Below are 21,721 nucleotides of genomic sequence, written 5' to 3'. Positions count from 1 at the left end.
AGGAGCCGGCTTGCCGGCGATAGCGGTCTTCAGGCCACCACAGGCTCAGCCAGCCGGCGATTGAGCTGATGCCGCCACCGCACATACAGCAACGCCGTACAAAACACCGCCAGGCTCGCCAACATCTCCAGCACCCCGAACCACTGCCGGTTCGGGTCATACGCTGCCAGCGCGCCCTTGATGAAATACAGGTTCACCACAAAGCACATCCACGAATACCCACGCGCGCTGCCCAGCAACATCCCCGGCGCGAGGATCAGCAGCGGCACCAATTCGATCACCAGGATCACCCACGGCCGCGCGCCATGCAGGTCGGCGACGAACAGGTAGTACACGCACAACAACCCCACCAGGCCCAGGAACGCCAGCAGGCTCAAGATCCGGGCGACTTTCACCCGTGGCTCCAGCCACGCCTGGGGCGGCAGGACCTTAGGCTTCCTGGCCACGGCCGTTCTCCAGCAGGATCGCGGTTTTCGCCAGGCGCAGGCCCAGGGCGCGACACAGGGTGATTTCATGCTGATCGAGCATGCGCTTGCCGTCCGGTCCCGAATGGTGGCTGGCGCCATAGGGCGTGCCGCCGCCCTGGGTGTCGAGCAGGGCTTGCTCGCTGTAGGGCAGGCCGGTGATCAACATGCCGTGGTGCAGCAGCGGCAGCAGCATCGACATCAAGGTGGTTTCCTGGCCGCCATGCAGGCTGGCGGTGGAGGTGAACACCCCGGCCGGCTTGCCGACGAGGGCGCCGGTGAGCCACAGGTTGCTGGTACCGTCGAGGAAGTACTTGAGCGGCGCCGCCATGTTGCCGAAGCGGGTGGGGCTGCCCAGGGCCAGGCCCGAACAGTGTTTCAAGTCGTCCAGGCTGGCATACAGCGCGCCTTCGTCCGGAATGCTGGGGGCCACGGCCTCGCACTCGGCGGAAATCGCCGGCACGGTGCGCAGGCGTGCTTCCAGCCCGGCCTGCTCGATGCCACGGGCGATCTGCCGGGCCATTTCGCTCACCGAGCCATTGCGGCTGTAATACAACACCAGCACATACGGCGTCGTCACGGCAGGATCTCCAGCACGTTTTCCGGCGGGCGGCCGATGATGGCTTTGTCGGCGGTTTCCAGGATCGGGCGTTCCATCAACTTGGGGTGCTCGGCGATGGCCGCAATCAATTGCGCTTCGCTGAGGCTGGCGTCGGCCAGGTTGAGGGTTTTGTATTCGTCTTCGCCAGTGCGCAGCAATTGGCGGGCGCTGAGGCCGAGCTTGGCCAGCAGGGCCTTCAATTGCGCCGCGTCCAGCGGGGTTTCCAGGTAGCGCACCACGGTCGGGGTAAGACCACGGGCTTCCAGCAGTTCCAGCGCACCGCGGGATTTCGAGCAGCGCGGGTTGTGATAAAGCGTCAGATCGGTCATGTGCGGGTCGCATCTTGCGTAAGGTGGCGGGTATTCTACCCGGGCTGCGCCCCGTCCTTAAACCGTAAGAGGCGATAGGTCGCAGCCAACGTTCATTTTTGCGAAGGATTACCCCATGACAAGGCGACTGATCGGTGCATTGGCGATCATCACAACCCTGCTGCTCAGCGGCTGCGGTAACGATTACGGCGTTGACCAATATGGCCAGAAAGTGGCGGCCGAGCGCCTGGACAAGCAGTGGGTGGTGGTCAACTACTGGGCCGAATGGTGTGGCCCGTGCCGCACGGAAATCCCGGAGCTCAATGCCCTGGCCGAGCAGCTGAAAGCGCAGAAGGTAGGGGTGTTCGGGGTCAACTTCGACAATGTGCAAGGTGAAGAACTCAAGGCCGCCAGCGAGAAGCTGGGGATCAAGTTCACCGTGCTGGCGCAGAACCCGGAAGAGATTTTCGATATCCCGCGCAGCGAAGCGTTGCCGGTGACCTACATCATCGATGACAAGGGCAAGGTGCGCGAGCAGTTGATGGGTGAGCAGACGGCGGAAGGGGTGCTGGCCAAGATCAAGGCCCTGCGCGGATAAATCAACAACACATAACCCCTGTGGGAGCGGGCTTGCTCGCGAAGGCGGTGTGTCAGCAACAGATTTATTGGCTGATCCACCGCCTTCGCGAGCAAGCCCGCTCCCACACAAGCCGGCCCTACATACAGGGGAAGGTGTATCAGCCTTCTTCGAGCCACAGGCGGATCGGCATGCCATCGGCCGGCCAGAAACGCGTCTGCTCGATCGGTGAAATGTCCCAGCGCTGCACGCCTTGCAAGGCCTGGAAGAAGCGGTGTTCCTGCTCCATCAGGGCCTCGGCGCAGAGCTTGCGGGTGCTGCCGATCTTGCCGAAGCTGAGCTTGTCGCCATCGACGGTGTAGGGCGCGAACCAGTGGTTGCAGCCGCCGTTGCCGTAGGCGCGACCATCGGCGCCGAGGGTGACGGTCAGGTGTGCGTAGTCCATCAACGGCCGCTCACCGATCCACTCCACCACGTAGCTGTGGTCCTGCTTGAGCTTGACCGCGTCCCCGGCACAGCCGGCAAGGCCTGCCCCGACGGCGGCGAGCAGAAGCAGGCCTTTCATTGTGCGGCCTGCTGGCATTTCGGGCAGCGGTGCTGGTCGCCTTCGCTGGCCCAGCCCAATTCCTTGATGCGCGCATTGGCCGCCGGTTGCAGGGGCTCTTTGGTCAGCTTGGTTTCGACCGCAAATTCAAACTCCAGCACGCTGTCGCAGCTGTCGCAGTTGACCTTCCAGGTGTGAATCTCCAGTTCGCCGAATTTCGGCCCCTGGGCCATGGCGACCCATTGGCCCGCAGGGCGGATGGAGTAGCGCGCGTCACCTTCGACGGTAAGGCGCATCGACAGGGTTTTACTGCCGCGCAGGGTGACGATCAGAACGTCGCCATTCTTGATCGCGCCACCGTTGCCGGTGACCTGGTAACGGCCCGGCACCAGGGCGCGGCATTCGATCAGGGTGTGTTGCGGGCTCAGCAAGCTGAAGCGGAAATCGTGTTCGGCCATGGATCCTCCAAATAGGCGCGGCATCCTATCACGGGTGCCCGCCCATCATGAGCCTGGTATGTGACCGCTGATCATCCTTGCACGACGTTCTGCGGCTGGCCGTTGGCCCACGCGCTGATGTTGGCCAGTGTGGTGCCAGCGATGGCGGCCAGGGCCTCGCGGGTGAGGAACGCCTGGTGAGCGGTGATGATCACGTTGGGGAAGGTCAGCAGGCGCGCCAGTACGTCATCTTGCAGGGGCAGGTCGGAGCGGTCCTCGAAGAACAGCTGTGCTTCTTCCTCGTACACGTCCAGCCCCAGGTAACCGAGCTGGCCGTCCTTGAGCGCTTCGATCAGCGCCGGAGTGTCCACCAGGCCACCGCGGCCGGTGTTGATCAGCATCGCCCCCGGCTGCATATGCGCCAGGGAGCTGGCGTTGATCAGGTGTTTGCTTTCGGCGGTCAGCGGGCAATGCAGGCTGATGATCTGCGCCTCGGCCAGCAGTTCGGGCAGGCTCACATAGCGGGCGCCCAGGGCCTGGACCTGTGGGTTGGGGAAGGGATCATAGGCCAGCAACTGGCAGCCGAAACCAGCCATGATCTTGGCAAACGTGGCGCCGATCTGCCCGGTGCCGATCACGCCGACGGTCTTGCCGACCAGGTCGAACCCGGTCAGGCCGTGCAGGCTGAAGTCGCCGTCGCGGGTGCGGTTGTAGGCGCGGTGCAGGCGCCGGTTGAGGGCCAGGATCAGCGCGACGGCGTGCTCGGCGACTGCATGGGGCGAGTAGGCGGGGACACGCACCACGGTCAGGCCCAGGCGCTTGGCGACGGCCAGGTCGACATGGTTGTAACCGGCCGAGCGCAAGGCAATCAGGCGCGTGCCGCCCTTGGCCAACTGCTCCAGCACCGGTGCACTGAGGTCGTCGTTGATGAAGGCGCAGACCACTTCGTGCTGCTCGGCCAGGGCCACGGTGTCGAGGTTGAGCCGGGCGGGCTGGAATTGCAGCTCAACGCCCGCAGGCAGCGGCTCACCGAGAAAACTGTCACGGTCGTAGGCTTGGCTGCTGAAAAGAATAACGCGCATAACAAGGGCTCCCTGCAAAATTAAAAGTGGACACCTGCCACCTGTGGGAGCGGGCTTGCTCGAGAAAGCGGTGGGTCAGGCAACACATCCATGACCGAAAGACCGCATTCGCGAGCAAGCCCGCTCCCACACAAGCCCGCATGCCATAAAACTGGGTCAGGCGCTGACCCGCGCCTCACTGGCCAGCCGGGCAATCGCCATGTCCAACTCGTCCAGCGCCGCCATGGCCTTGGCGTCATCCTGCTTGAGCAGGGTTTCGGCCCGCTGGCAGGCGGCGCGCAATTGCGGCACGCCGCAGTAACGGGTGGCGCCGTGCAGGCGGTGGACACGTTCGATCAGCGCGTTGTTGTCGTTGGCCTCGCGTGCAACGGTGATGGCCGCGCGGTCGGCTTCCAGGGAGGCTAGCAGCATGGCAAGCATGTCGGCGGCCAGGTCGGACTTGTTGGCGGCCAGGCGCAGGCCTTCTTCGTGGTCGAGCACCAGCAATTGCAGGCCGGGGCCCAAGCCGTCGTTCGAGCGTTCCGGCCCTTGGTTGCGCAGGGCCAGGCCGGTCCACTTCAGTACCACCTGGGCCAATTGCCGCTCACTGATGGGCTTGGTCAGGTAGTCATCCATGCCGCTTTGCAGCAGGGCGCGTTTTTCGTTGGCCATGGCATGGGCGGTAAGGGCCACCACGGGCAGCGGCGTGCCGTGGCGCTCGCTTTCCCACTGGCGAATCGCCTCGGTGCTCTGGCGGCCGTCCATGCCGGGCATCTGCACGTCCATCAGCACCAGGTCGAAGGTTTCCTGTTTGACCGCGTCGATGGCCGCGTATCCGCTTTCCACGGCATGCACCTTGGCCCCCATGTCTTCGAGCAGGGTTTGCACCAGCAGCAGGTTGGCCGGGTTGTCGTCCACGCACAAAACCCGCGGTGCGCGGCTCGACAGCGGTTCGCCCGGCTCGCTGCGTGGGGGGCGCGGGCTGATTAGATCGGCCAGGGCACGGCGCAGTTTTCGTGTGCAGGCCGGCTTGGCCTGCAATTGGCTGTTGGGGTTGGGCACCGACTGGTTGAACAGCATCTGCTCGGTGGTCGGGCACAGCACCAGCACCTTGCAGCCCAGGTGTTCGAGGTCCCACAAGTGCTGGTTGAGGCGCTCGGGGGGGATGTCATTGGCGGTCACGCCGAGCACGGCCAAGTCGATGGCCTGCTCGGTCTGATGGGCGCTGGTGATGCCGTTGGTCAGGCTTTCCAGGGTGTTGAACGGGGTGACTTCCAGGCCGCAGTCTTCCAGTTGGTGCTGCAAGGCCTGGCGCGCCAGTTCGTGGTTTTCCAGCACCGCCACGCGCCGGCCGAGCAGCGGCGGCGAGGGCAGGTCGTCAACGTCGTCGCGGGTCTTGGGCAGGCTCAGGCTGATCCAGAATTCCGAGCCTTCGCCCGGTGTGCTGTCCACGCCGATTTCACCGCCCATCTGCTCGATCAATCGCTTGGAAATGACTAGCCCCAGGCCCGTGCCACCCGGTTGGCGCGACAGCGAGTTGTCGGCCTGGCTGAACGCCTGGAACAGCGCGCGCACGTCCTGGTTGGACAGGCCGATGCCGGTGTCCTGCACGCTGATGCGCAGTTGTACGCTGTCTTCCTGTTCGTCTTCGATCATCGCCCGGGCAACGATGGTGCCTTCGCGGGTGAACTTGATCGCGTTGCTGATCAGGTTGGTGAGGATCTGCTTGAGTCGCAACGGGTCGCCCACCAGCGCCAGCGGCGTGTCGCGGTACACCAGGCTGACCAGTTCGAGCTGCTTGGCATGGGCGGCGGGGGCGAGGATGGTCAGGGTGTCTTGCAGCAGATCCCGCAGGTTGAACGGCACACTGTCGAGCACCAGTTTGCCGGCTTCGATCTTCGAGAAATCGAGGATTTCATTGATGATGCCCAGCAGGTTGTCGGCGGACTTTTCGATGGTGCCCAGGTAATCGAGCTGGCGCGGCGACAGTTCGCTTTTTTGCAGCAGGTGGGTAAAGCCGAGGATGCCATTGAGCGGGGTGCGGATTTCATGGCTCATGTTGGCCAGGAACTCCGACTTGATGCGGCTGGCCTCCAGGGCCTCCTTGCGCGCCAGGTCCAGCTCGATGTTCTGGATCTCGATGGTTTCCAGGTTCTGGCGTACGTCTTCGGTGGCCTGGTCGATGCTGTGCTGCAGTTCTTCCTGGGCATTTTGCAGGGTTTCGGCCATGCGGTTGATGCCCGAGGCCAGTTGGTCCAGCTCCTGGCTGCCCAGCGGTGGCAGGCGGGTTTCCAGGTTGCCGTCCTTGAGTTGGGCCACGGCTTGCTTGATCTGGCCAATCGGCGAATTGATGGTGCGGCTGATGCGCAGCGCCAGGGCTGCGGTGCAGACCAGCCCGATGGCGATCAATAGCAGGCTGGCGAACAGGCTGCGATAACCGCGCAACAGCATGCCATTGTGGGACAGTTCAACCTCGACCCAGCCCAGCAGGCGGTCGGATTCGTCAGGGATCAGCTCTCCCGCCAGGTTGCGGTGGCGGCCGAATACCGGCAGCAGGTAGCGCGTGGCGTCGTTGCCGGTGCGCTGCAACAGGTGCGAACTGTTGCCGACGGGCGGCTGGTTGAGCATGGTCGGGCCAGCGTGGGCCAGGGGCGAACGGTCCGGGCTGAGGAACGACACCGCGCGCACGTCCGGCTGTTCCAGGGATTGGGTGGCGATGCGCTCCAGCAGGTCGGTATTGCGGGCGCTCAAGGCCGGCGCCACCAGCGGCGCCAGTTGCTCGGCGATCATTTCACCGCGCTGCAGCAGCTGGGTCTGCAACTCCGACAGCTGCATCCAGGTGAAATAGCCCCCCAACAACAGGGCCATCAGGCTGGTCGGTAATAAGGTCAGCAACAGTACGCGGCCTTTTATCCCCATTCTTCTAAGCACGCCACTCTCCTGCTACCACAGTGTTTTCGATTATCCGCGCAGGCATCCGGCCCGCACCACCTGCGCAGTGTAGCCATTTGCGCGGGCTGGAATCTCGCAAATTATTGACGGGCGGCAATCTTCGGGCCATTCGGTGCCCGGTGGCGATTGCCTGTGACGGTTTAATCTTGAATAATCGGCTATTGAGAATGAATTGCAGACGCTAATGAATCCCGCAGCTGTTGGCCTACCCAGTATCCTGACCATCGAAGATGACCCTGTGCTGGGCGCCTATGTCCACGAGCACCTGGGGCGCTGTGGCTTTCAGGTGACCTGGTGCCAGAATGGCCAGCAAGGTCTGCAGATGGCCCGCGACCAGGCCTTCGATGTGGTGTTGATGGATATCCTGCTGCCGGGGCTGGATGGGTTGTCGATCCTCACCCACTTGCGCCAGAGCCATGCGATCCCGGTGATCCTGATGTCGGCCCTGGGCGCTGAAGCCGATCGCATCAGCGGTTTTCGCCTGGGGGCGGATGACTACCTGCCCAAGCCGTTCAGCATGATCGAGTTGCGGGTACGCATCGAAGCCATCCTGCGCCGCGTGGCCCTTGACCGTCGCCCGCTGTCGAACGCCCTGGCGCCACGTGACGACGCGCGTTCCCTGCGTTTTGACGACGAACTGTGCGACATCTTTTACCAGGACCATTGGGCCGGCTTGACCCGCAGCGAATACCGCCTGCTGGAAACGCTGCACCGCAATGCCGACGAAGTGCTCAGCAAAGCCTTCCTGTACCAGCACGTGTTGCAACGCGGTTACGCCCCCCACGACCGCAGCCTCGACATGCACATCAGCCAGATCCGCCGCAAGCTCAAGGCCATCGGTTACAGCGAGCGCGAAGTGCGCACAGTGTGGGGCAAGGGCTATGTGCTGAGCGGTCACGATGAAGGCCTTTGAGCGCGCGCTGAAACGACTGCCCGGCAAGCATTCCTTATTCTGGAAGCTGGCGTGCCTGTTGATTGCCTTCTGCTTGCTGATGATCTGGCTCAGTTGGTCCTGGGGCCGCTACATGGAGGAGCAGAACGCCTATCTGGCCGATGAGTCACGGGAGATCCTCAAGGGCTATGCCGCCGGTGCCGAGCTGGCGTGGAACACCCAGGGCAGTGCGGGTGTGGATGCCTGGCTCTATCTCATGTCCCAGCGTGAGTCCACGTGGATCGGCGTGATTGGCAATGACCTGCAATCCCTCAGCAGCGCCCCCTTGAGCGACAAGGAAAGCCAGCGGCTGACCTTCCTGCGGGGGTTGGAGTGGCCGGTGAGCCGGCACGTCAAGGGGCTGCCCTGGGTGAAAATCCCGTTCCCGATGGACCCGGGCGCGGGCTCGCTGGTCATCGAGTTGCCAAAACGGTTTATGCCGGGGCGCTACCAGCTGTTCTGGCGAGTGGTCACCAATGGCGTGATCCCCGGCCTGTTTACCTTGCTGCTGTGCATTGGCCTCTACCGCCTCTTGATCATGCCCCTCAATCAGTTGCGCGAGCAGGCCAACGCCTGGCGTGCCGATCAACTCAACACCCGAATGTCCCGCGAAGCCACCAGCCGCCAGGACGAACTGGGCGAGCTGGGCCGGGCGTTTGACCACATGTCCGAACGCCTGCAGGGCACGGTGGTGCTGCAACAGCAGCTGCTGCGGGACATGTCCCATGAATTGCGCACGCCCTTGAGCCGCCTGAGGGTGGCCTGTGACAGTGAGCAGGACCTGACGCAGTTGCGCGAGCGGCTGGCACGTGAAGTGGACGCCATGCAGCGCCTGGTGGAAGACAGCCTGCAACTGGCGTGGCTGGACAGTGACAGGGCGCCGCTGCCCAACGAGGATATCCAGGTCCAGGCCCTGTGGGACATGCTGCGGGAAAACGCCTGTTTCGAGAGTGACTGGCCGGCGTCGCGCATGCCTTGCCTGCTACCGGCCGAGTGCTGGGTGCGCGGCAACCTCAATGCACTGGCCCAGGCCCTGGAGAACGTGTTGCGCAATGCCATCCGCCATTCTCCCGCCCACGGACTGGTGAAACTGGATGGCTGCCGTGAGGGTGACTACTGGCACCTGTGGCTGGAGGATCAGGGCGCAGGCATCGCAGAGCAGGACCTGGAGCGGATTTTTGCGCCCTTTACCCGCCTGGAAGGGTCACGGCCCGGTGACGGTGGGTTCGGCCTGGGCCTGAGCATTGCCCGCAACGCCGTGCAACGCCAGGGTGGTCGCTTATGGGCGGAAAATACCGGAACGGGCCTGCGGGTACACCTGCGCTTGCTGGCCCGTTGAGGTCTCAGGCGCGACGCTGTTTGCGCTTTTTCCACTGGTGGGCCACCCACCAGCGCCAATAAATCATGGTCAGGCAATAGGCCAGCGCTCCCAGCACTAACCCCAATACCACGGAACCCAGCAGGAAAGGCTGCCAGAGTGTACTCAGCTGGCTGCTGATCCACTCCCAGGTGAGGTTGTCGGGCAGGCTGCGTGGCGGCACATTCATCAGCCAGGCACCGGTCAGGTAGGTGCAGATAAACACCACCGGCATGGTGATCGGGTTGGTCAGCCAGACCAGGCTGACGGCAATCGGCATGTTGGCCCGTACGACAATCGACAGCACGGCCGCCAGCAGCATCTGCAAGGGAATCGGGATGAACGCTGCGAACAGGCCCACGGCCATGGCCCGCGCGACGGAATGGCGATTCAGGTGCCAGAGGTTGGGGTCATGCAGCAATGTGCCGAGAAACTGTAATGACTTGTGTTCCCTGATACTGCTGGGATCGGGCATGTACCGTTTGAATAAGCGCCGGGGCATAAGGGGTCCAGGTCAGTTCGAGGGGCAAGTATGCCCGCATTCTATAAACAGAAAATTCAGACTTTGTGACAAAACATCATAGGTCGCCCTGAGGGTCCGGCTAAGACTGATTGGAACTTTTGAAAAGGAAGCTCCATGAGAACCGGGATGTTCGCCCTCGCGCTAGGTTTGCTGGCCTTGCGATTTCTACCGGCACTGCCCCCGACCGCAGGGTTGCTGGTGATGCCGGTGCTGGCGTTGATGCTGCTGCCGTTTCGCACCTACCCGCTGGCGTTCTTTCTGCTGGGGTTGAGCTGGGCGTGCATCAGCGCGCAGTGGGCATTGGATGACCGCCTCAAGCCCGTGTTGGACGGGCAGACACGCTGGGTGGAGGGGCGTGTGGTCGGGTTGCCGCAACAGAGCGGTAACGGCGTGCGCTTCGAGTTGGCCGACAGTCGGTCGCGCAACGCCCGATTGCCCAAGCGTATCCGAGTGTCCTGGCGGGGCGGCCCGCCGGTCAAAAGCGGCGAACGCTGGCGCTTGGCAATTACGCTCAAGCGTCCCTCGGGGTTGCTCAACTTTCATGGTTTTGATTACGAGGCCTGGTTGCTGGCCCAGCGCATGGGTGCCACCGGCTCGGTCAAGGATGGCGAACGCCTGGCGCCGGCGCGTAATGCCTGGCGCGACGCTCTGCGCCAACGGCTGATGGCGGTGGACGCCCAAGGTCGTGAAGCGGGCCTGGCGGCGCTGGTACTGGGGGACGGTTCCGGGCTTGAGGCTGAAGACTGGCGCGTGCTGCAAGACACCGGCACGGTGCATCTGTTGGTGATTTCCGGTCAGCATATCGGCTTGTTGGCGGGGCTGATCTATGGCCTGGTGGCCGGCCTGGCGCGTTATGGCGCCTGGCCGCGAACGGTGCCGTGGCTGCCGTGGGCCTGTGGCTTGGCGTTTGCCGCGGCGCTGGGTTATGGCTTGCTCGCGGGGTTCGGCGTGCCGGTACAGCGCGCGTGCGTGATGGTGGGCCTGGTCTTGCTGTGGCGTTTGCGCTTCCGGCATCTGGGGATCGGGTGGCCGTTATTGCTGGCATTCAACGGCGTGCTGCTGCTTGAACCGCTGGCGAGCTTGCAGCCGGGGTTCTGGTTGTCGTTTGCAGCAGTCGCGGTGTTGGCCCTGAGCTTCGGCGGGCGTTTGGGGCGTTGGAGCGTCTGGCAACTGTGGACCCGCCCGCAATGGTTGATTGCCATCGGCCTGTTCCCCCTGCTGCTCGTACTTGGGCTGCCGATCAGTCTCAGTGCTCCAGTGGCCAATTTATTTGCCGTGCCGTGGATCAGTCTGGTGGTGTTGCCCCTGGCTCTTTTGGGCACCGCATTGTTGGTGGTGCCGTGGGTGGGAGAAGGGCTGCTGTGGTTGGCGGGTGGGGCGCTGGATGGGCTGTTCCGGGGGCTGGCATTGCTCGCCGGGCACTTGCCAGCCTGGGTACCGGCCGAAGTGCCTTTGGGCTATTGGCTGGTCAGCGTGGCAGGTGCTGTGTTGCTGTTGTTGCCCAAGGGCGTTCCGTTTCGGCTGCTGGGATGGCCGATGCTGATGCTGGCAGTATTTCCACCGAAGACACTGGTGCCCCACGGTCAAGTGGACGTGGTGCAACTGGATGTCGGACAGGGGCAGGCGTTGATCTTGCGTACGCGCAATCACACCCTGATTTACGACGCGGGCCCCCGGGTGGGAGATTCCGATCTGGGCGCCCGTGTCGTGCTGCCTTCGCTGAAAAAATTCGGAGTAAGGCAGTTGGACCTGATGCTGATTAGCCATGCCGATGCCGATCACGCCGGTGGTGCGGCGGCGGTTGCGCGAGGGCTGCCCGTCCAGCGAGTGGTGGGCGGGGAGACCACAGGTTTACCGGCGTTTCTCGGCACGCAACCCTGTATCAGCGGTGAACAATGGACATGGGATGGAGTGTCGTTCGAATTATGGCAGTGGCCCGATGCTATTTCTGGTAATGCCAAGTCCTGCGTATTGTTGATCGAGGCCAGTGGAGAGCGCCTGTTGCTCACGGGGGATATCGATCGTGCTGCCGAGCGCATCTTCCTGCGCTCACCTTTGGCGGCGCCCGTCGATTGGCTGCAGGCGCCGCATCATGGTAGCCACAGCTCTTCCTCCTGGCCTTTCGTGCAGCGGCTCGCGCCCAAGTCAGTGCTGATTTCACGGGGCCGTGGCAATGCGTTCGGCCATCCCCACGCCCAGGTCATCGAACGTTACCGGGCGTTGGGCAGCCAGCTCTATGACAGTGCGGAACAGGGCGCGGTGCGCCTGCAGTTGGGCGCTTTCCAGCCACCGGTTGTTGCGCGCAGTCAACGTCGCTTCTGGCGCGAACCCTTACCCTAGCGGTGCATTGCCCAAGGCCACGTACTGCGACGGGCGGGCCTGTGGCCGACAAACCCAGCCAGCGAACCTATATGGTAAAGTGGCGCACTTTTTCGAGGGGACATTCACTGTGTGGGAATTGGTCAAATCCGGCGGCTGGATGATGTTGCCGATCATCTTGAGCTCCATCGCCGCACTCGGCATCGTTGCCGAACGCCTGTGGACCCTGCGCGCCAGCCGCGTCACGCCTGAGCATTTGCTGGGGCAGGTCTGGGCCTGGATCAAGAACAAACAGTTGGACAAGGACAAACTCAAGGAACTGCGCGCCAATTCACCCCTGGGGGAAATCCTCGCCGCGGGCCTGGCCAACTCCAAGCACGGTCGCGAGATCATGAAGGAGTGCATCGAAGAGGCCGCCGCGCGGGTCATCCATGAGCTGGAGCGCTACATCAACGCCCTCGGCACCATCGCCGCCATGGCGCCGCTGCTGGGTTTGCTCGGCACGGTGCTGGGCATGATCGACATCTTCAGTTCGTTCATGGGCTCGGGCATGACCACCAACGCGGCAGTGCTCGCCGGTGGTATCTCCAAGGCGCTGATCACCACGGCTGCGGGCCTGATGGTGGGTATTCCGTCGGTGTTCTTCCACCGCTTCCTGCAACGGCGCATCGATGAGCTGGTGGTGGGCATGGAGCAAGAAGCCATCAAGCTGGTTGAGGTGGTGCAGGGCGACCGTGATGTGGACCTGGTCGAGGGCAAAGCGTGAAATTTCGCCGCAAGCAACGGGAAAACGTTGATATCAACCTCGCGTCGCTGATCGACGTGGTGTTTATCCTGCTGCTGTTCTTTGTCGTTACCACCACCTTTACCCGGCAAACCGAACTGCGGGTCGACCTGCCGGAAGCGGTGAGTGGCTCGCCCGCCGAGGATCAGGAGGTCAAGCAACTGGACATCGCCATCAGCGCCGACGGTGTGTATTCGGTGAATAACCACCTGCTGGAGAAAAACGACCTCACCAGCCTGATGGACGCCTTGCAGAAAGAATCCGGCGGCGATACCAAGATGCCGCTGTCGATCAGTGCCGACGGCAAGACCCAGCATCAAGCGGTGATCACGGCAATGGACGCGGCCGGCAAGCTCGGTTTCAGCCATTTGCGCATGACCACCGTCGAGGCGGCGAGCCAACCCTGATGGCCATGTCCGATCGTTTGCTCAAGGCCTGGTACGAAGGCCATCCGGCGCTCACGCTGCTGCGGCCGCTGGAATCCCTGTATCGCCACGTGGTGCAACGCAAGCGTGCACGCTTCCTGGCCGGCGAGGGGGCGATCTACCAGTCACCGGTGCCGGTAGTGGTGGTGGGCAATATCACCGTGGGCGGCACCGGTAAAACGCCGCTGATCCTGTGGTTGATCGAACACTGCCAGCGCAGCGGCCTGCGTGTCGGCGTGGTCAGCCGGGGTTATGGCGCCAAGCCGCCGCACTTGCCGTGGCGGGTCGAGGCCAGCCACAGCGCCGAGGTGGCTGGCGACGAGCCGTTGTTGATCGTGCAGCGCAGCGGCGTGCCGCTGATGATTGACCCCGACCGCAGCCGCGCCGTCCGTGCGCTGCTGGCCAGTGAACCCCTGGACCTGATCCTCTCCGACGATGGCCTGCAGCACTACCGTCTGGCTCGCGACCTTGAACTGGTGCTGATCGACGCCGCCCGTGGCCTCGGCAACCGCCGCTGCCTGCCGGCCGGGCCGCTGCGCGAACCGGTGGAGCGCTTGCAAAGCGTCGATGCGCTGCTCTACAACGGCGCCGGCGCCGACCGTGACGATGGTTTTGCCTTTCGCCTGCTGCCCACGGCGCTGATCAACGTCAAGACCGGCGAGCGCCAGCCAGTCGACCATTTTCCTGCCGGCCAGCAGGTGCACGCGGTGGCGGGCATCGGCAACCCGCAACGTTTCTTCAATACCGTTGAAACGCTACACTGGCGGCCGATACCCCACGCGTTCGCCGACCACGCGGCGTATAGCGCCGAGGTCTTGAATTTTTCACCGTCATTGCCGCTGGTCATGACCGAAAAGGACGCGGTGAAGTGCCGCGCCTTTGCCAGGCCCGACTGGTGGTACCTTGCAGTGGATGCGCTGCCGTCGCCGGCGTTTGTCGCCTGGTTCGACACGCAGCTGATGCGCCTGCTGCCTGCCCGTCTTTTGCCTTAAACGCTTCTTTCCAGGAAACACTCATGGACACCAAACTGCTCGACATCCTCGCTTGCCCGATCTGCAAAGGCCCGCTCAAGCTCAGCGCCGATAAAACCGAGCTGATCAGTAAAGGCGCCGGCCTGGCGTACCCGATCCGTGATGGCATTCCGGTCATGCTGGAAAGCGAAGCCCGTACCCTGACCACCGATGAGCGTCTGGATAAATGACCACCGCCTTTACCGTTGTCATTCCATCCCGCTATGCCTCCACCCGTTTGCCGGGCAAACCGCTGCAATTGATCGGCAGCAAGCCGATGATCCAGCTGGTGTGGGAACAGGCCTGCAAAAGCAGCGCCGAGCGGGTGGTGGTGGCCACCGATGACCCGCGCATCATCGAGGCCTGCCAAAGCTTTGGTGCTGAAGCCGTGCTGACCCGTGAAGACCATAACTCGGGCACTGACCGCCTGGCCGAAGTGGCGACACAATTGGGCCTGGCGCCGGACGCAATCGTGGTCAATGTGCAAGGTGATGAGCCGTTGATCCCGCCGAGCGTGATCGACCAGGTGGCCGCCAACCTGGCCGCCCATGGCGAAGCGCGCATGGCGACCCTGGCCGAACCCATCGAAGACATCGACACCCTGTTCAACCCGAACGTGGTGAAAGTGGTCAGCGACATCAACGGCCTGGCGCTGACGTTCAGCCGCTCGACGCTGCCGTGGGCGCGGGACGCGTTCGCCAAGAGCCGCGACGTACTGCCCGAGGGCGTGCCCTATCGTCGCCACATCGGGATCTACGCCTATCGCGCCGGTTTCCTGCATGACTTCGTCAGCTGGGGCCCGTGCTGGCTGGAAAATACCGAGTCCCTGGAGCAGTTGCGGGCCCTGTGGCATGGCGTGCGTATCCATGTGGGCGACGCGTTGGAAGCGCCGCCGGCCGGTGTCGACACCCCGGAAGACCTAGAGCGCGTCCGTCGCCTGCTGGGGGCCTGATGGAGGTTTTGTTTGTCTGCCTGGGCAACATCTGTCGCTCGCCGACTGCCGAGGGTGTGTTGCGCCACAAATTGTGCGAAGCGGGTTTGGCGGGGCAGGTCGACGTCGCGTCGGCCGGTACAGGTGACTGGCACGTGGGCAACCCACCGGACCAGCGCAGCCAACGTGCGGCGCTGGTGCGCGGTTATGACTTGTCGGCTCAACGTGCACAGCAGGTTTCCCGCGCCGACTTTGCGCGTTATGACCTGATCCTGGCGATGGACAACAGCAACTTGCGCAACCTCAAGGCATTGCAGCCGGGGCAGGGCAAGGCCGAGCTGGATCTGTTCCTGCGTCGCTATGAAGGCGAAGTGGATGAAGTGCCAGACCCTTACTACGAAGGTGAGCAAGGGTTTGAGCGGGTCCTGGACCTGATCGAGCAGGCCTGTGATTCATTGGTCATCGAATTGAAGGGGCGGTTATGACCTTGCAGGTGCGGGCGCAAGTGTCGCTCAAGCCGTTCAACAGCTTTGGCATTGATGTGCGCGCGCAGATGTTTGCCGAAGCCCACAGCGACGCCGATGTGCGTGAAGCCTTGGTGTACGCCGCTGCCCACGCGTTGCCGCTACTGGTGATCGGCGGCGGCAGCAACCTGCTGCTCACCCAGGATATCCCGGCGTTGGTGCTGCGCATGGCCACCCAGGGAATCCGCGTGCTGCACGACGATGGCCTCCAGGTGGTCGTCGAGGCGGAAGCGGGCGAGGCCTGGCATCCGTTTGTGCTGTGGACCCTGGAACACGGTTTCTGCGGCCTGGAAAACCTCAGCCTGATCCCCGGCACGGTGGGCGCTGCACCGATGCAGAACATCGGCGCCTACGGTGTGGAGATCAAGGACGTATTCGCCGGCCTGACCGCGTTGGATCGCCAGACGGGCGAATTGCGCGACTTCAGCCTGCAAGAGTGCCAGTTTGCCTACCGCGACAGCCTGTTCAAGCACGAGACCGGGCGCTGGTTGATCCTGCGGGTGCGCTTTGCCTTGAGCCGCGCCAGCCACCTCAAGCTCGACTACGGCCCGGTGCAGCAGCGCCTGGCCGGGCAGGGCATTACGGACGCGACACCCAGTGATGTCAGTCGGGCCATCTGCAGCATCCGCCGCGAAAAACTGCCGGACCCTGCCGAGCTGGGCAATGCGGGGAGCTTCTTCAAGAACCCGCTGGTGTCCCAGGTATTGGCTGCCGAACTGCAAAGCCTGTACCCCGACCTGGTGGCGTACCCCCAGGCGGATGGGCAGATGAAGCTCGCGGCCGGTTGGCTGATCGACAAGGCCGGCTGGAAGGGCTTTCGTGACGGTGATGTCGGCGTGCATAAGATGCAGGCGCTGGTGCTGGTCAACTACGGTACGGCCACCGGGCATGACATTGCCAACCTGGCGCAGCGTATTCAGCGGGATATTGCTGAACGCTTCAAGGTCGAGCTGGAGATGGAGCCCAACCAGTACTGATTCCTGGGCAATAAAAAAGCCCCGCATCTCTCGATGCGGGGCTTTTTTTATGTCGCTAGCAATCAGTCATCACGGCTCATGATGCCGAAGATCTGCAACAGGCTGATGAACAGGTTGTAGATCGATACATACAGGCTGATGGTTGCCATGATGTAGTTACGCTCACCGCCGTGGATGATGGCGCTGGTCTGGAACAGGATGCACACGGAGGAGAACAGCACGAAACCGGCGCTGATCGCCAACTGCAGGCCACTGATCTGGAAGAACATGCTGGCTACGACGGCCGCCAGCAACACGAAGAAGCCCGCGGTGATGAAGCCGCCCAGGAAGCTCATGTCCTTGCGGCTGATCAGCACGTAGGCCGACAGACCACCAAACACCAGGGCGGTCATTGCGAATGCCGAGCTGACCACTTCCGCGCCGCCGGCCATGCCGAGGTAGCGGTTGAGGATCGGGCCGAGGATGAAGCCCATGAAGCCGGTCAGGGCAAACGCCGACACCAGGCCCCAGGCCGAGTCACGCAGTTTGTTGGTGAGGAAGAACAGGCCGTAGAAACCGATCAGCACGACAAAGATATTCGGGTAGCCGACGCGCATCTGCTGCGCCACATACGCCATCACGCCGCTGAATGCGAGGGTAAGGGCGAGCAAGCCGTACGTATTGCGCAACACGCGGCTGACTTCAAGCTGCTCAGCCTGCGCGTTACCATTCACTGCGTAATTCTGTTCGCGCATGGCGACACTCCTTCAGTTTTGAAACGTTCAGTCGCAAAGATCATAACAGACGCTCTGTAACAAGCTATGGCGAGAGTTTGACAGTGTGTTTCATTCGGGTATTATGGCGCCCGCTGAGACGGGATAGGCTACTATAATCCTGTGATGCACAAGGGAAATTGGCAGAGTGGTTGAATGCACCGGTCTTGAAAACCGGCGGACGTTAATAGCGTCTCCAGGGTTCGAATCCCTGGTTTCCCGCCAAATTAAACGATAAGGCCTCGATTAGTCGGGGCTTTTTCGTATCTGGGGTTTGAGAAGGTTTCTGCTGCTTTTGGCAGGGGTTCCGAAACTTTCGGGTAGGAGTTCCGAAACTTTGCCTATTTGGAGGGTTTCGCGGTCGCCCCGATCCTCCTGTAAACCCTCTTTGTAATCTCCTGTTTGCTGTGTCCCAGCAGCAGGCTTGCATCACCGATATCGATGATTTCCGAGGCCGCCTTCGGCCGGATGTCGCGGAACTGAAACCCTCCAATTTTGGCCGCGAGCAGCGGGTCGCCTTGTTCGATGGCGTTCTGCTGAGCTTTTTCACGCGCCTTGTCCCAGCGCAAGCGCAACATCCCCTTTGTCATCCGCTTTCCATGCTTGTTGATCAGCAGGTATTTGGACGGGTGCCCGGCATTCCTTTCGCCAATTTCCCTGACTAGCCTCCCCAAGCTGTTCTCCCCTGCATCCGTACGCATCAGGATTCTGAGCTTCTGCCCGGTCTTGCCCTGCGTTACCAGGAAGTAATCACCCTCGGTATCGTCGCTGCGCATGATCAGCACGTCAGCAGGCCGCTGCCCGGTCAAATAGCCCAAGTCCATGGCTTCCTTCAGTTCTTGTTCAGCAACGGCGTAGACGGCGTCCCAGACAGCCGTATTGGCGTAATAGTCGCGCGGCGCCTCCTTGTTCTTCCTTATGCCCTGACATGGGTTCTCCCGCTCAGTCAGGCCCCATTCCCTAGCCATGTTGAAAACGTGGGAGAGAAGGGCGATCTCACGGTTGGCACGAACCTTCGCTGAGCGGGCATCTCGGTAACCCGCGATGTTGAAAGGCGTAATTGAATCGATGGGGGCCTCATCAAAGGTTGGGCGAAGCTGTTTCAGTTCGGCCATGTTGTCCTTCTGGGTCCGCTCCCCCTTTTTTGGGATGACGTCACGCACGTATCGGTCGAAGATGCCCTTCATCGTTGTCAGATCAGAAGGCTTTTCTTTGGCCTCCAGCTCGGCCCATTTCAGACGGGCTTTGCTCAAGTCCGTGCCTAAAGGGATCTCTTTGCCGTTAGAGTCCCGATAGTAGTAGCCGATCCAGACCTTCCCGTTTTTCCTTGGGCGCTTGCGCCGCACCATTCCAGGCGGCAAGTCCCTATTTTCCGTGTTCCGGGGGCGCATATCAGTTCACTCTGGAGAAGTCGGGCGTCCAAGCCGGACGGGCCGGCGGCGGCGGGTTTGGATCTGCGATCGCGGCATTGACCATGCCGAGCTTCATGCGGGCGAACATCCGGCCCACCAGCGGCCGGCCGCCACGGCTCTCGATGTATATCCAGTTTCTGTCTTTCAACCATTTGCGCTGATGAGCGCGCTGCTTATAGCCGGTAATCTCGGCGAGCTCTTCGTCCGAGAGGATCTCTGCTTGCATAACTACCTCCCGCCGCCCGTACTGGGCCGCTCTGTCTTGATACTTTCCATTTGGTGTCCTTGCCGCGCTGGGCGGTAGTGGGTGGGTTAGGTCGGGAGAAGGCCTTTCGCTTTGGCTTCGTCCCGGCATTGCGCCCGGAACAGTCGCGCAGATTCCAGCGCTTGCTGCCTGGTGGATGCCTTCCAGGTCGGACCGACTTGCACGAACTTTCCGCGCAGCTTCCCGCACCAGTGATTGACGAAGTTGCCGTTCTCGATCTGGCTGATGATCCCGGCAGTGGCTTTGGGCGCTGTCGCGTAATCGACCAGCTTTTGTTCGTAGGTCATTTCAGGCATAGGAATACCTAGCCCGCCGCTCACCGGCAGGCATTTAGGGGATTGGGGTTAGGGGTAGTTCTTGCTGATGCGCTGTGCGATATCTTCGAGCTCCCCGGCTATTTCAAACATTTGATTGTTGTCGCGACGGGATACAACGGGGGATCGGTGGACGTTTCGGCCGCTCAAGATTTTGGCGGCTATCAGTATCAGCCAGGCCTCTACCTTGCGGCGGAAGAGCCGCTTCATGGCTTTGGCCCCTTGTAGATGAACACGTAGGCGAACCAGAGGGTGGCGATCATGGCTGCTGCTCCTTTTCGAAGTGGAAAACCACCGGCGCGCCTGTCTCGGCGATCAGGCCATATGCCTTGGCCAGGCGGTAAATTGGGGTGTAGTTGTTCAGCGACTCGACGTGTCTTGAGATCCAGCTGCGCCAGCCTTCCAGGGTTTGGCCTCCCTTGCTGATGTTGCAGGGCGCGCAGGCCGGCATCATGTTCTCCAGCACGTCATGCTCAGGCCGGAGCGGCTTGCCCGACACCAGCTTCCAGGTGCCGGCGGCGGTCTGCTTTGAAAGCAGCTCGCGCACTACCGGCGCCAAGTGGTCGGCGTGCCACCGGTCACCCAGCACCACACCGCAGTAGGCGCAGTGCCCGCCGTACTTCAGGCGCACTTTTTCACGCTCAGCTTTCTTCAGGCGCATAGGTATCCTTGCCGCTATAGCGGCTGACTTTGAGGGGGGAAGGGTTTATTTGAAATTGGCCTAGACGAGACCGTGGGATGTGCTAGAAATGACATGTCATGCATGCATTTCAGAGATTTGTTGTTGGGGGGCTGCGTGGCAGACGCTCTATTACTCCGTTGGAGCGGGCCCTCATGCTGTGGGCATTGATCGGTAGGCTGTCGCATTTAGCCGCGAGTTAAACAACTCCCTTCCTCTGGGCTACTAACTCAACGCCTTGGCCTGCCGGTCATCTCTTCCGATTTAACCGAATCCCTCAAGCACTTTCAGATTTTTCGCTATAGCGGCTGACTTTGAAGGAGGGGTTGCAATTTTCTACAGAGGCTTCAGTCTGGCGGATGGCAACCTGCCATTACCAAGCATGGAACAGAGCAATGATTACTTTTTCGATACGGAAGCGAAAAACATCAGAAGAACACCATATCTTCGAAGGGAAACTGACGAAAACAGTGCCGCGGGAGTGCAGCTCGCAGAACGATTCAATTTGTCAGAAAGTCGAGCACGGTGATACGGACGCTGTTGGAAAGAGCTGCCTAGGGGAGGCTGGCGCTCGTAATGAAGCTGCCGTGTTGGGAAGAGCGGTGTGTGGCATCTGCGTTAGCCATTTGTACGCGACACCTGAGTAACAATTAATCCGTGGTCTTCAGGGGTAAGTATGTACTCCTGTCGGGATTTGACTCATCCGCTAGGCGGCGAAAGCCCATCGAATAGATCAACTCCGCACGGGCCTGGCCGATGCCGTCGATGCGCTTCAGCCAGGCTATCGACTCGTCGCGGGATGCCACAGCTACCGGCACGCCCTGGTCGGCGCTCTGTGGGTTAGGCGAATAGCGCAGGGCTGACTTGTATGCAGCGTCGAGCGCGTCATCCAAATCACCGCCGTTATTCTTGGCTTCGTTGAAGGCAATAATCATTTTCGCCCGTACGTCGTAGCTGCGATCCACCGGCATGCATGCCATTTGCTCAGTCGCGCCACCGCTATTCGTTTGCTTGGTGGTCATACAGCCTCCCTCGTTACCAGATCATGGGCATTTACAACCGTCATGCCGAGGCGTTCGGCGATCAGAACTTCCAGACGGGCATCGTTCGAACTCTCCCAGTCCGGCAGCAGGGCGATCACGCCGCAAAGGCCCAGACGGGTCAGGTCGTAAGCCATGTAGTCGGCCCACTGGGCACCCTCGACGATGCCGTGGTCTGCCGGGTTTTCGACTTCGAAGTCTTGGGCGCGCAGTTGGTCGGCCACGGCGTTGAAAGCCGGGAAGATGAAATCGGGAATACCTGTCATCGGGCCGGCCACGTACACGCGGTTGGCGCGGGCAGCCTGTAGGATTACGCCTGACTTGCTGGCGATCTTCTTGCCGAGATCCAAGCCCATGGCGTAGGTCGCGTCCTGAAACGTCATCAGCTCATCGGAGAAACGCTCAATCTTTCCGACGTCGTTTTGGTGCAGCCGCTCGATAGCGGCGTGATCTTCAGGATGATTAAGGTTTTCTGTAGGCATGGGGAATCCTTCCCGGGCCATGCCCGGGCGGTGGGTGGATGTATTCGTAAAT

General features: G+C 61.9%; 27 protein-coding genes and 1 tRNA gene. 12 read left to right on the top strand and 16 right to left on the bottom strand.

The genetic code is table 11. From position 1 onward, the window contains the following. Positions 1–29 precede the first annotated feature (29 nt). The 3 genes from HX803_RS02450 to arsC are packed head-to-tail and all read right to left on the bottom strand — an operon-like array spanning position 30 to position 1,394. Positions 30–446, bottom strand: a complete 417-nt coding sequence (locus HX803_RS02450) for a DUF2069 domain-containing protein (protein WP_178918777.1) — start codon at positions 444–446, stop codon at positions 30–32. Next, complete coding sequence (gene wrbA, locus HX803_RS02445; protein ID WP_178918776.1) at positions 430–1,044, bottom strand: NAD(P)H:quinone oxidoreductase; 615 nt, start codon at positions 1,042–1,044, stop codon at positions 430–432. Before wrbA ends, HX803_RS02450 begins: the two co-directional genes overlap by 17 nt. Further along, positions 1,041–1,394, bottom strand: a complete 354-nt coding sequence (arsC, locus tag HX803_RS02440; RefSeq protein ID WP_176995504.1) for an arsenate reductase (glutaredoxin) — start codon at positions 1,392–1,394, stop codon at positions 1,041–1,043. Before arsC ends, wrbA begins: the two co-directional genes overlap by 4 nt. Before the next feature lie 115 nt (positions 1,395–1,509). On the opposite strand from arsC, the gene HX803_RS02435 reads away from it, so the two are divergent. Then, positions 1,510–1,971: a TlpA disulfide reductase family protein gene (locus tag HX803_RS02435; protein ID WP_178918775.1), complete on the top strand. Its 462-nt coding sequence runs from the start codon at positions 1,510–1,512 to the stop codon at positions 1,969–1,971. A gap of 139 nt (positions 1,972–2,110) precedes the next feature. On the opposite strand, the gene HX803_RS02430 is transcribed toward HX803_RS02435, so the two are convergent. From HX803_RS02430 to HX803_RS02415, 4 genes are all read right to left on the bottom strand, one after another. Then, positions 2,111–2,515 (bottom strand): META domain-containing protein, encoded by a 405-nt coding sequence (locus tag HX803_RS02430; RefSeq protein ID WP_178918774.1) that lies wholly within the window; start codon positions 2,513–2,515, stop codon positions 2,111–2,113. Then, complete coding sequence (locus tag HX803_RS02425; RefSeq protein ID WP_178918773.1) at positions 2,512–2,952, bottom strand: hypothetical protein; 441 nt, start codon at positions 2,950–2,952, stop codon at positions 2,512–2,514. Before HX803_RS02425 ends, HX803_RS02430 begins: the two co-directional genes overlap by 4 nt. Before the next feature lie 71 nt (positions 2,953–3,023). Then, positions 3,024–4,013 (bottom strand): 2-hydroxyacid dehydrogenase, encoded by a 990-nt coding sequence (locus tag HX803_RS02420; RefSeq protein WP_178918772.1) that lies wholly within the window; start codon positions 4,011–4,013, stop codon positions 3,024–3,026. Between the two features lie 156 nt (positions 4,014–4,169). Further along, positions 4,170–6,923, bottom strand: coding sequence for a response regulator (locus HX803_RS02415; protein WP_178918771.1), 2,754 nt, complete (start codon positions 6,921–6,923; stop codon positions 4,170–4,172). Between the two features lie 205 nt (positions 6,924–7,128). Here HX803_RS02415 and HX803_RS02410 point away from each other — a divergent pair, with 205 nt between their 5' ends. Together HX803_RS02410 and HX803_RS02405 are read left to right on the top strand one after the other, a co-directional pair. Next, positions 7,129–7,857 (top strand): response regulator transcription factor, encoded by a 729-nt coding sequence (locus HX803_RS02410; RefSeq protein ID WP_178918770.1) that lies wholly within the window; start codon positions 7,129–7,131, stop codon positions 7,855–7,857. Further along, entirely contained in the window at positions 7,844–9,214 is a 1,371-nt protein-coding gene (locus HX803_RS02405; protein ID WP_178918769.1) for a sensor histidine kinase, read from the top strand. Before HX803_RS02410 ends, HX803_RS02405 begins: the two co-directional genes overlap by 14 nt. A 4-nt stretch (positions 9,215–9,218) precedes the next feature. On the opposite strand, the gene HX803_RS02400 is transcribed toward HX803_RS02405, so the two are convergent. Further along, the gene (locus tag HX803_RS02400) at positions 9,219–9,734 is read right to left on the bottom strand and encodes a DUF2062 domain-containing protein (protein ID WP_178918768.1); all 516 of its coding nucleotides are present in this window, start codon (positions 9,732–9,734) and stop codon (positions 9,219–9,221) included. 135 nt (positions 9,735–9,869) lie between these two features. Between HX803_RS02400 and HX803_RS02395 the strand changes: the two genes are divergently transcribed. From HX803_RS02395 to murB, 8 genes are all read left to right on the top strand, one after another. Then, complete coding sequence (locus HX803_RS02395) at positions 9,870–12,095, top strand: DNA internalization-related competence protein ComEC/Rec2 (RefSeq protein ID WP_178918767.1); 2,226 nt, start codon at positions 9,870–9,872, stop codon at positions 12,093–12,095. A 109-nt stretch (positions 12,096–12,204) separates the two neighbouring features. Further along, positions 12,205–12,840 carry a MotA/TolQ/ExbB proton channel family protein gene (locus HX803_RS02390; protein WP_176995514.1) on the top strand — a complete coding sequence of 212 codons (636 nt, stop codon included), beginning with the start codon at positions 12,205–12,207 and terminating at the stop codon, positions 12,838–12,840. Beyond that, entirely contained in the window at positions 12,837–13,265 is a 429-nt protein-coding gene (locus tag HX803_RS02385; protein ID WP_178918766.1) for a biopolymer transporter ExbD, read from the top strand. Before HX803_RS02390 ends, HX803_RS02385 begins: the two co-directional genes overlap by 4 nt. Beyond that, complete coding sequence (gene lpxK / locus HX803_RS02380) at positions 13,265–14,275, top strand: tetraacyldisaccharide 4'-kinase (RefSeq protein WP_178918765.1); 1,011 nt, start codon at positions 13,265–13,267, stop codon at positions 14,273–14,275. The genes HX803_RS02385 and lpxK overlap by 1 nt, the downstream gene beginning before the upstream one ends. A 23-nt stretch (positions 14,276–14,298) precedes the next feature. Further along, positions 14,299–14,484, top strand: a complete 186-nt coding sequence (locus HX803_RS02375; RefSeq protein ID WP_003174668.1) for a Trm112 family protein — start codon at positions 14,299–14,301, stop codon at positions 14,482–14,484. Beyond that, positions 14,481–15,245, top strand: a complete 765-nt coding sequence (kdsB, locus tag HX803_RS02370) for a 3-deoxy-manno-octulosonate cytidylyltransferase (RefSeq protein ID WP_178918764.1) — start codon at positions 14,481–14,483, stop codon at positions 15,243–15,245. Before HX803_RS02375 ends, kdsB begins: the two co-directional genes overlap by 4 nt. Then, complete coding sequence (locus HX803_RS02365; RefSeq protein WP_178918763.1) at positions 15,245–15,709, top strand: low molecular weight protein-tyrosine-phosphatase; 465 nt, start codon at positions 15,245–15,247, stop codon at positions 15,707–15,709. Before kdsB ends, HX803_RS02365 begins: the two co-directional genes overlap by 1 nt. Beyond that, complete coding sequence (gene murB, locus HX803_RS02360; protein ID WP_178918762.1) at positions 15,706–16,725, top strand: UDP-N-acetylmuramate dehydrogenase; 1,020 nt, start codon at positions 15,706–15,708, stop codon at positions 16,723–16,725. Before HX803_RS02365 ends, murB begins: the two co-directional genes overlap by 4 nt. A 62-nt stretch (positions 16,726–16,787) precedes the next feature. On the opposite strand, the gene HX803_RS02355 is transcribed toward murB, so the two are convergent. Beyond that, complete coding sequence (locus HX803_RS02355; protein ID WP_003192030.1) at positions 16,788–17,459, bottom strand: Bax inhibitor-1/YccA family protein; 672 nt, start codon at positions 17,457–17,459, stop codon at positions 16,788–16,790. 152 nt (positions 17,460–17,611) lie between these two features. Here HX803_RS02355 and HX803_RS02350 point away from each other — a divergent pair. After that, a tRNA-Ser gene (locus HX803_RS02350) sits at positions 17,612–17,702 on the top strand. A 116-nt stretch (positions 17,703–17,818) separates the two neighbouring features. Here HX803_RS02350 and HX803_RS02345 read toward each other — a convergent pair. From HX803_RS02345 to HX803_RS02315, 7 genes are all read right to left on the bottom strand, one after another. Further along, a complete protein-coding gene (locus HX803_RS02345; RefSeq protein WP_178918761.1) occupies positions 17,819–18,868 on the bottom strand; it encodes a tyrosine-type recombinase/integrase in 1,050 nt (349 codons plus the stop codon). Between the two features lies 1 nt (position 18,869). After that, positions 18,870–19,115 (bottom strand): DUF4224 domain-containing protein, encoded by a 246-nt coding sequence (locus HX803_RS02340; RefSeq protein WP_178918760.1) that lies wholly within the window; start codon positions 19,113–19,115, stop codon positions 18,870–18,872. A gap of 86 nt (positions 19,116–19,201) precedes the next feature. Beyond that, positions 19,202–19,450, bottom strand: coding sequence for a hypothetical protein (locus HX803_RS02335; protein ID WP_218646907.1), 249 nt, complete (start codon positions 19,448–19,450; stop codon positions 19,202–19,204). A gap of 48 nt (positions 19,451–19,498) precedes the next feature. Next, on the bottom strand, positions 19,499–19,678 hold the full coding sequence (locus HX803_RS02330) for a hypothetical protein (protein WP_178918759.1): 180 nt from the start codon (positions 19,676–19,678) through the stop codon (positions 19,499–19,501). 49 nt (positions 19,679–19,727) lie between these two features. Next, on the bottom strand, positions 19,728–20,129 hold the full coding sequence (locus HX803_RS02325; RefSeq protein ID WP_178918758.1) for an HNH endonuclease: 402 nt from the start codon (positions 20,127–20,129) through the stop codon (positions 19,728–19,730). Positions 20,130–20,797: 668 nt separating this feature from the next. Then, positions 20,798–21,169, bottom strand: coding sequence for a hypothetical protein (locus HX803_RS02320; protein ID WP_178918757.1), 372 nt, complete (start codon positions 21,167–21,169; stop codon positions 20,798–20,800). Beyond that, complete coding sequence (locus HX803_RS02315; protein WP_256732797.1) at positions 21,166–21,669, bottom strand: DUF4406 domain-containing protein; 504 nt, start codon at positions 21,667–21,669, stop codon at positions 21,166–21,168. Before HX803_RS02315 ends, HX803_RS02320 begins: the two co-directional genes overlap by 4 nt. Positions 21,670–21,721: the final 52 nt, after the last annotated feature.

The organism is Pseudomonas sp. P7548, from assembly GCF_013386585.1.
Taxonomy (GTDB): domain Bacteria; phylum Pseudomonadota; class Gammaproteobacteria; order Pseudomonadales; family Pseudomonadaceae; genus Aquipseudomonas.
This window is presented reverse-complemented; position numbering and strand designations above follow the sequence as displayed.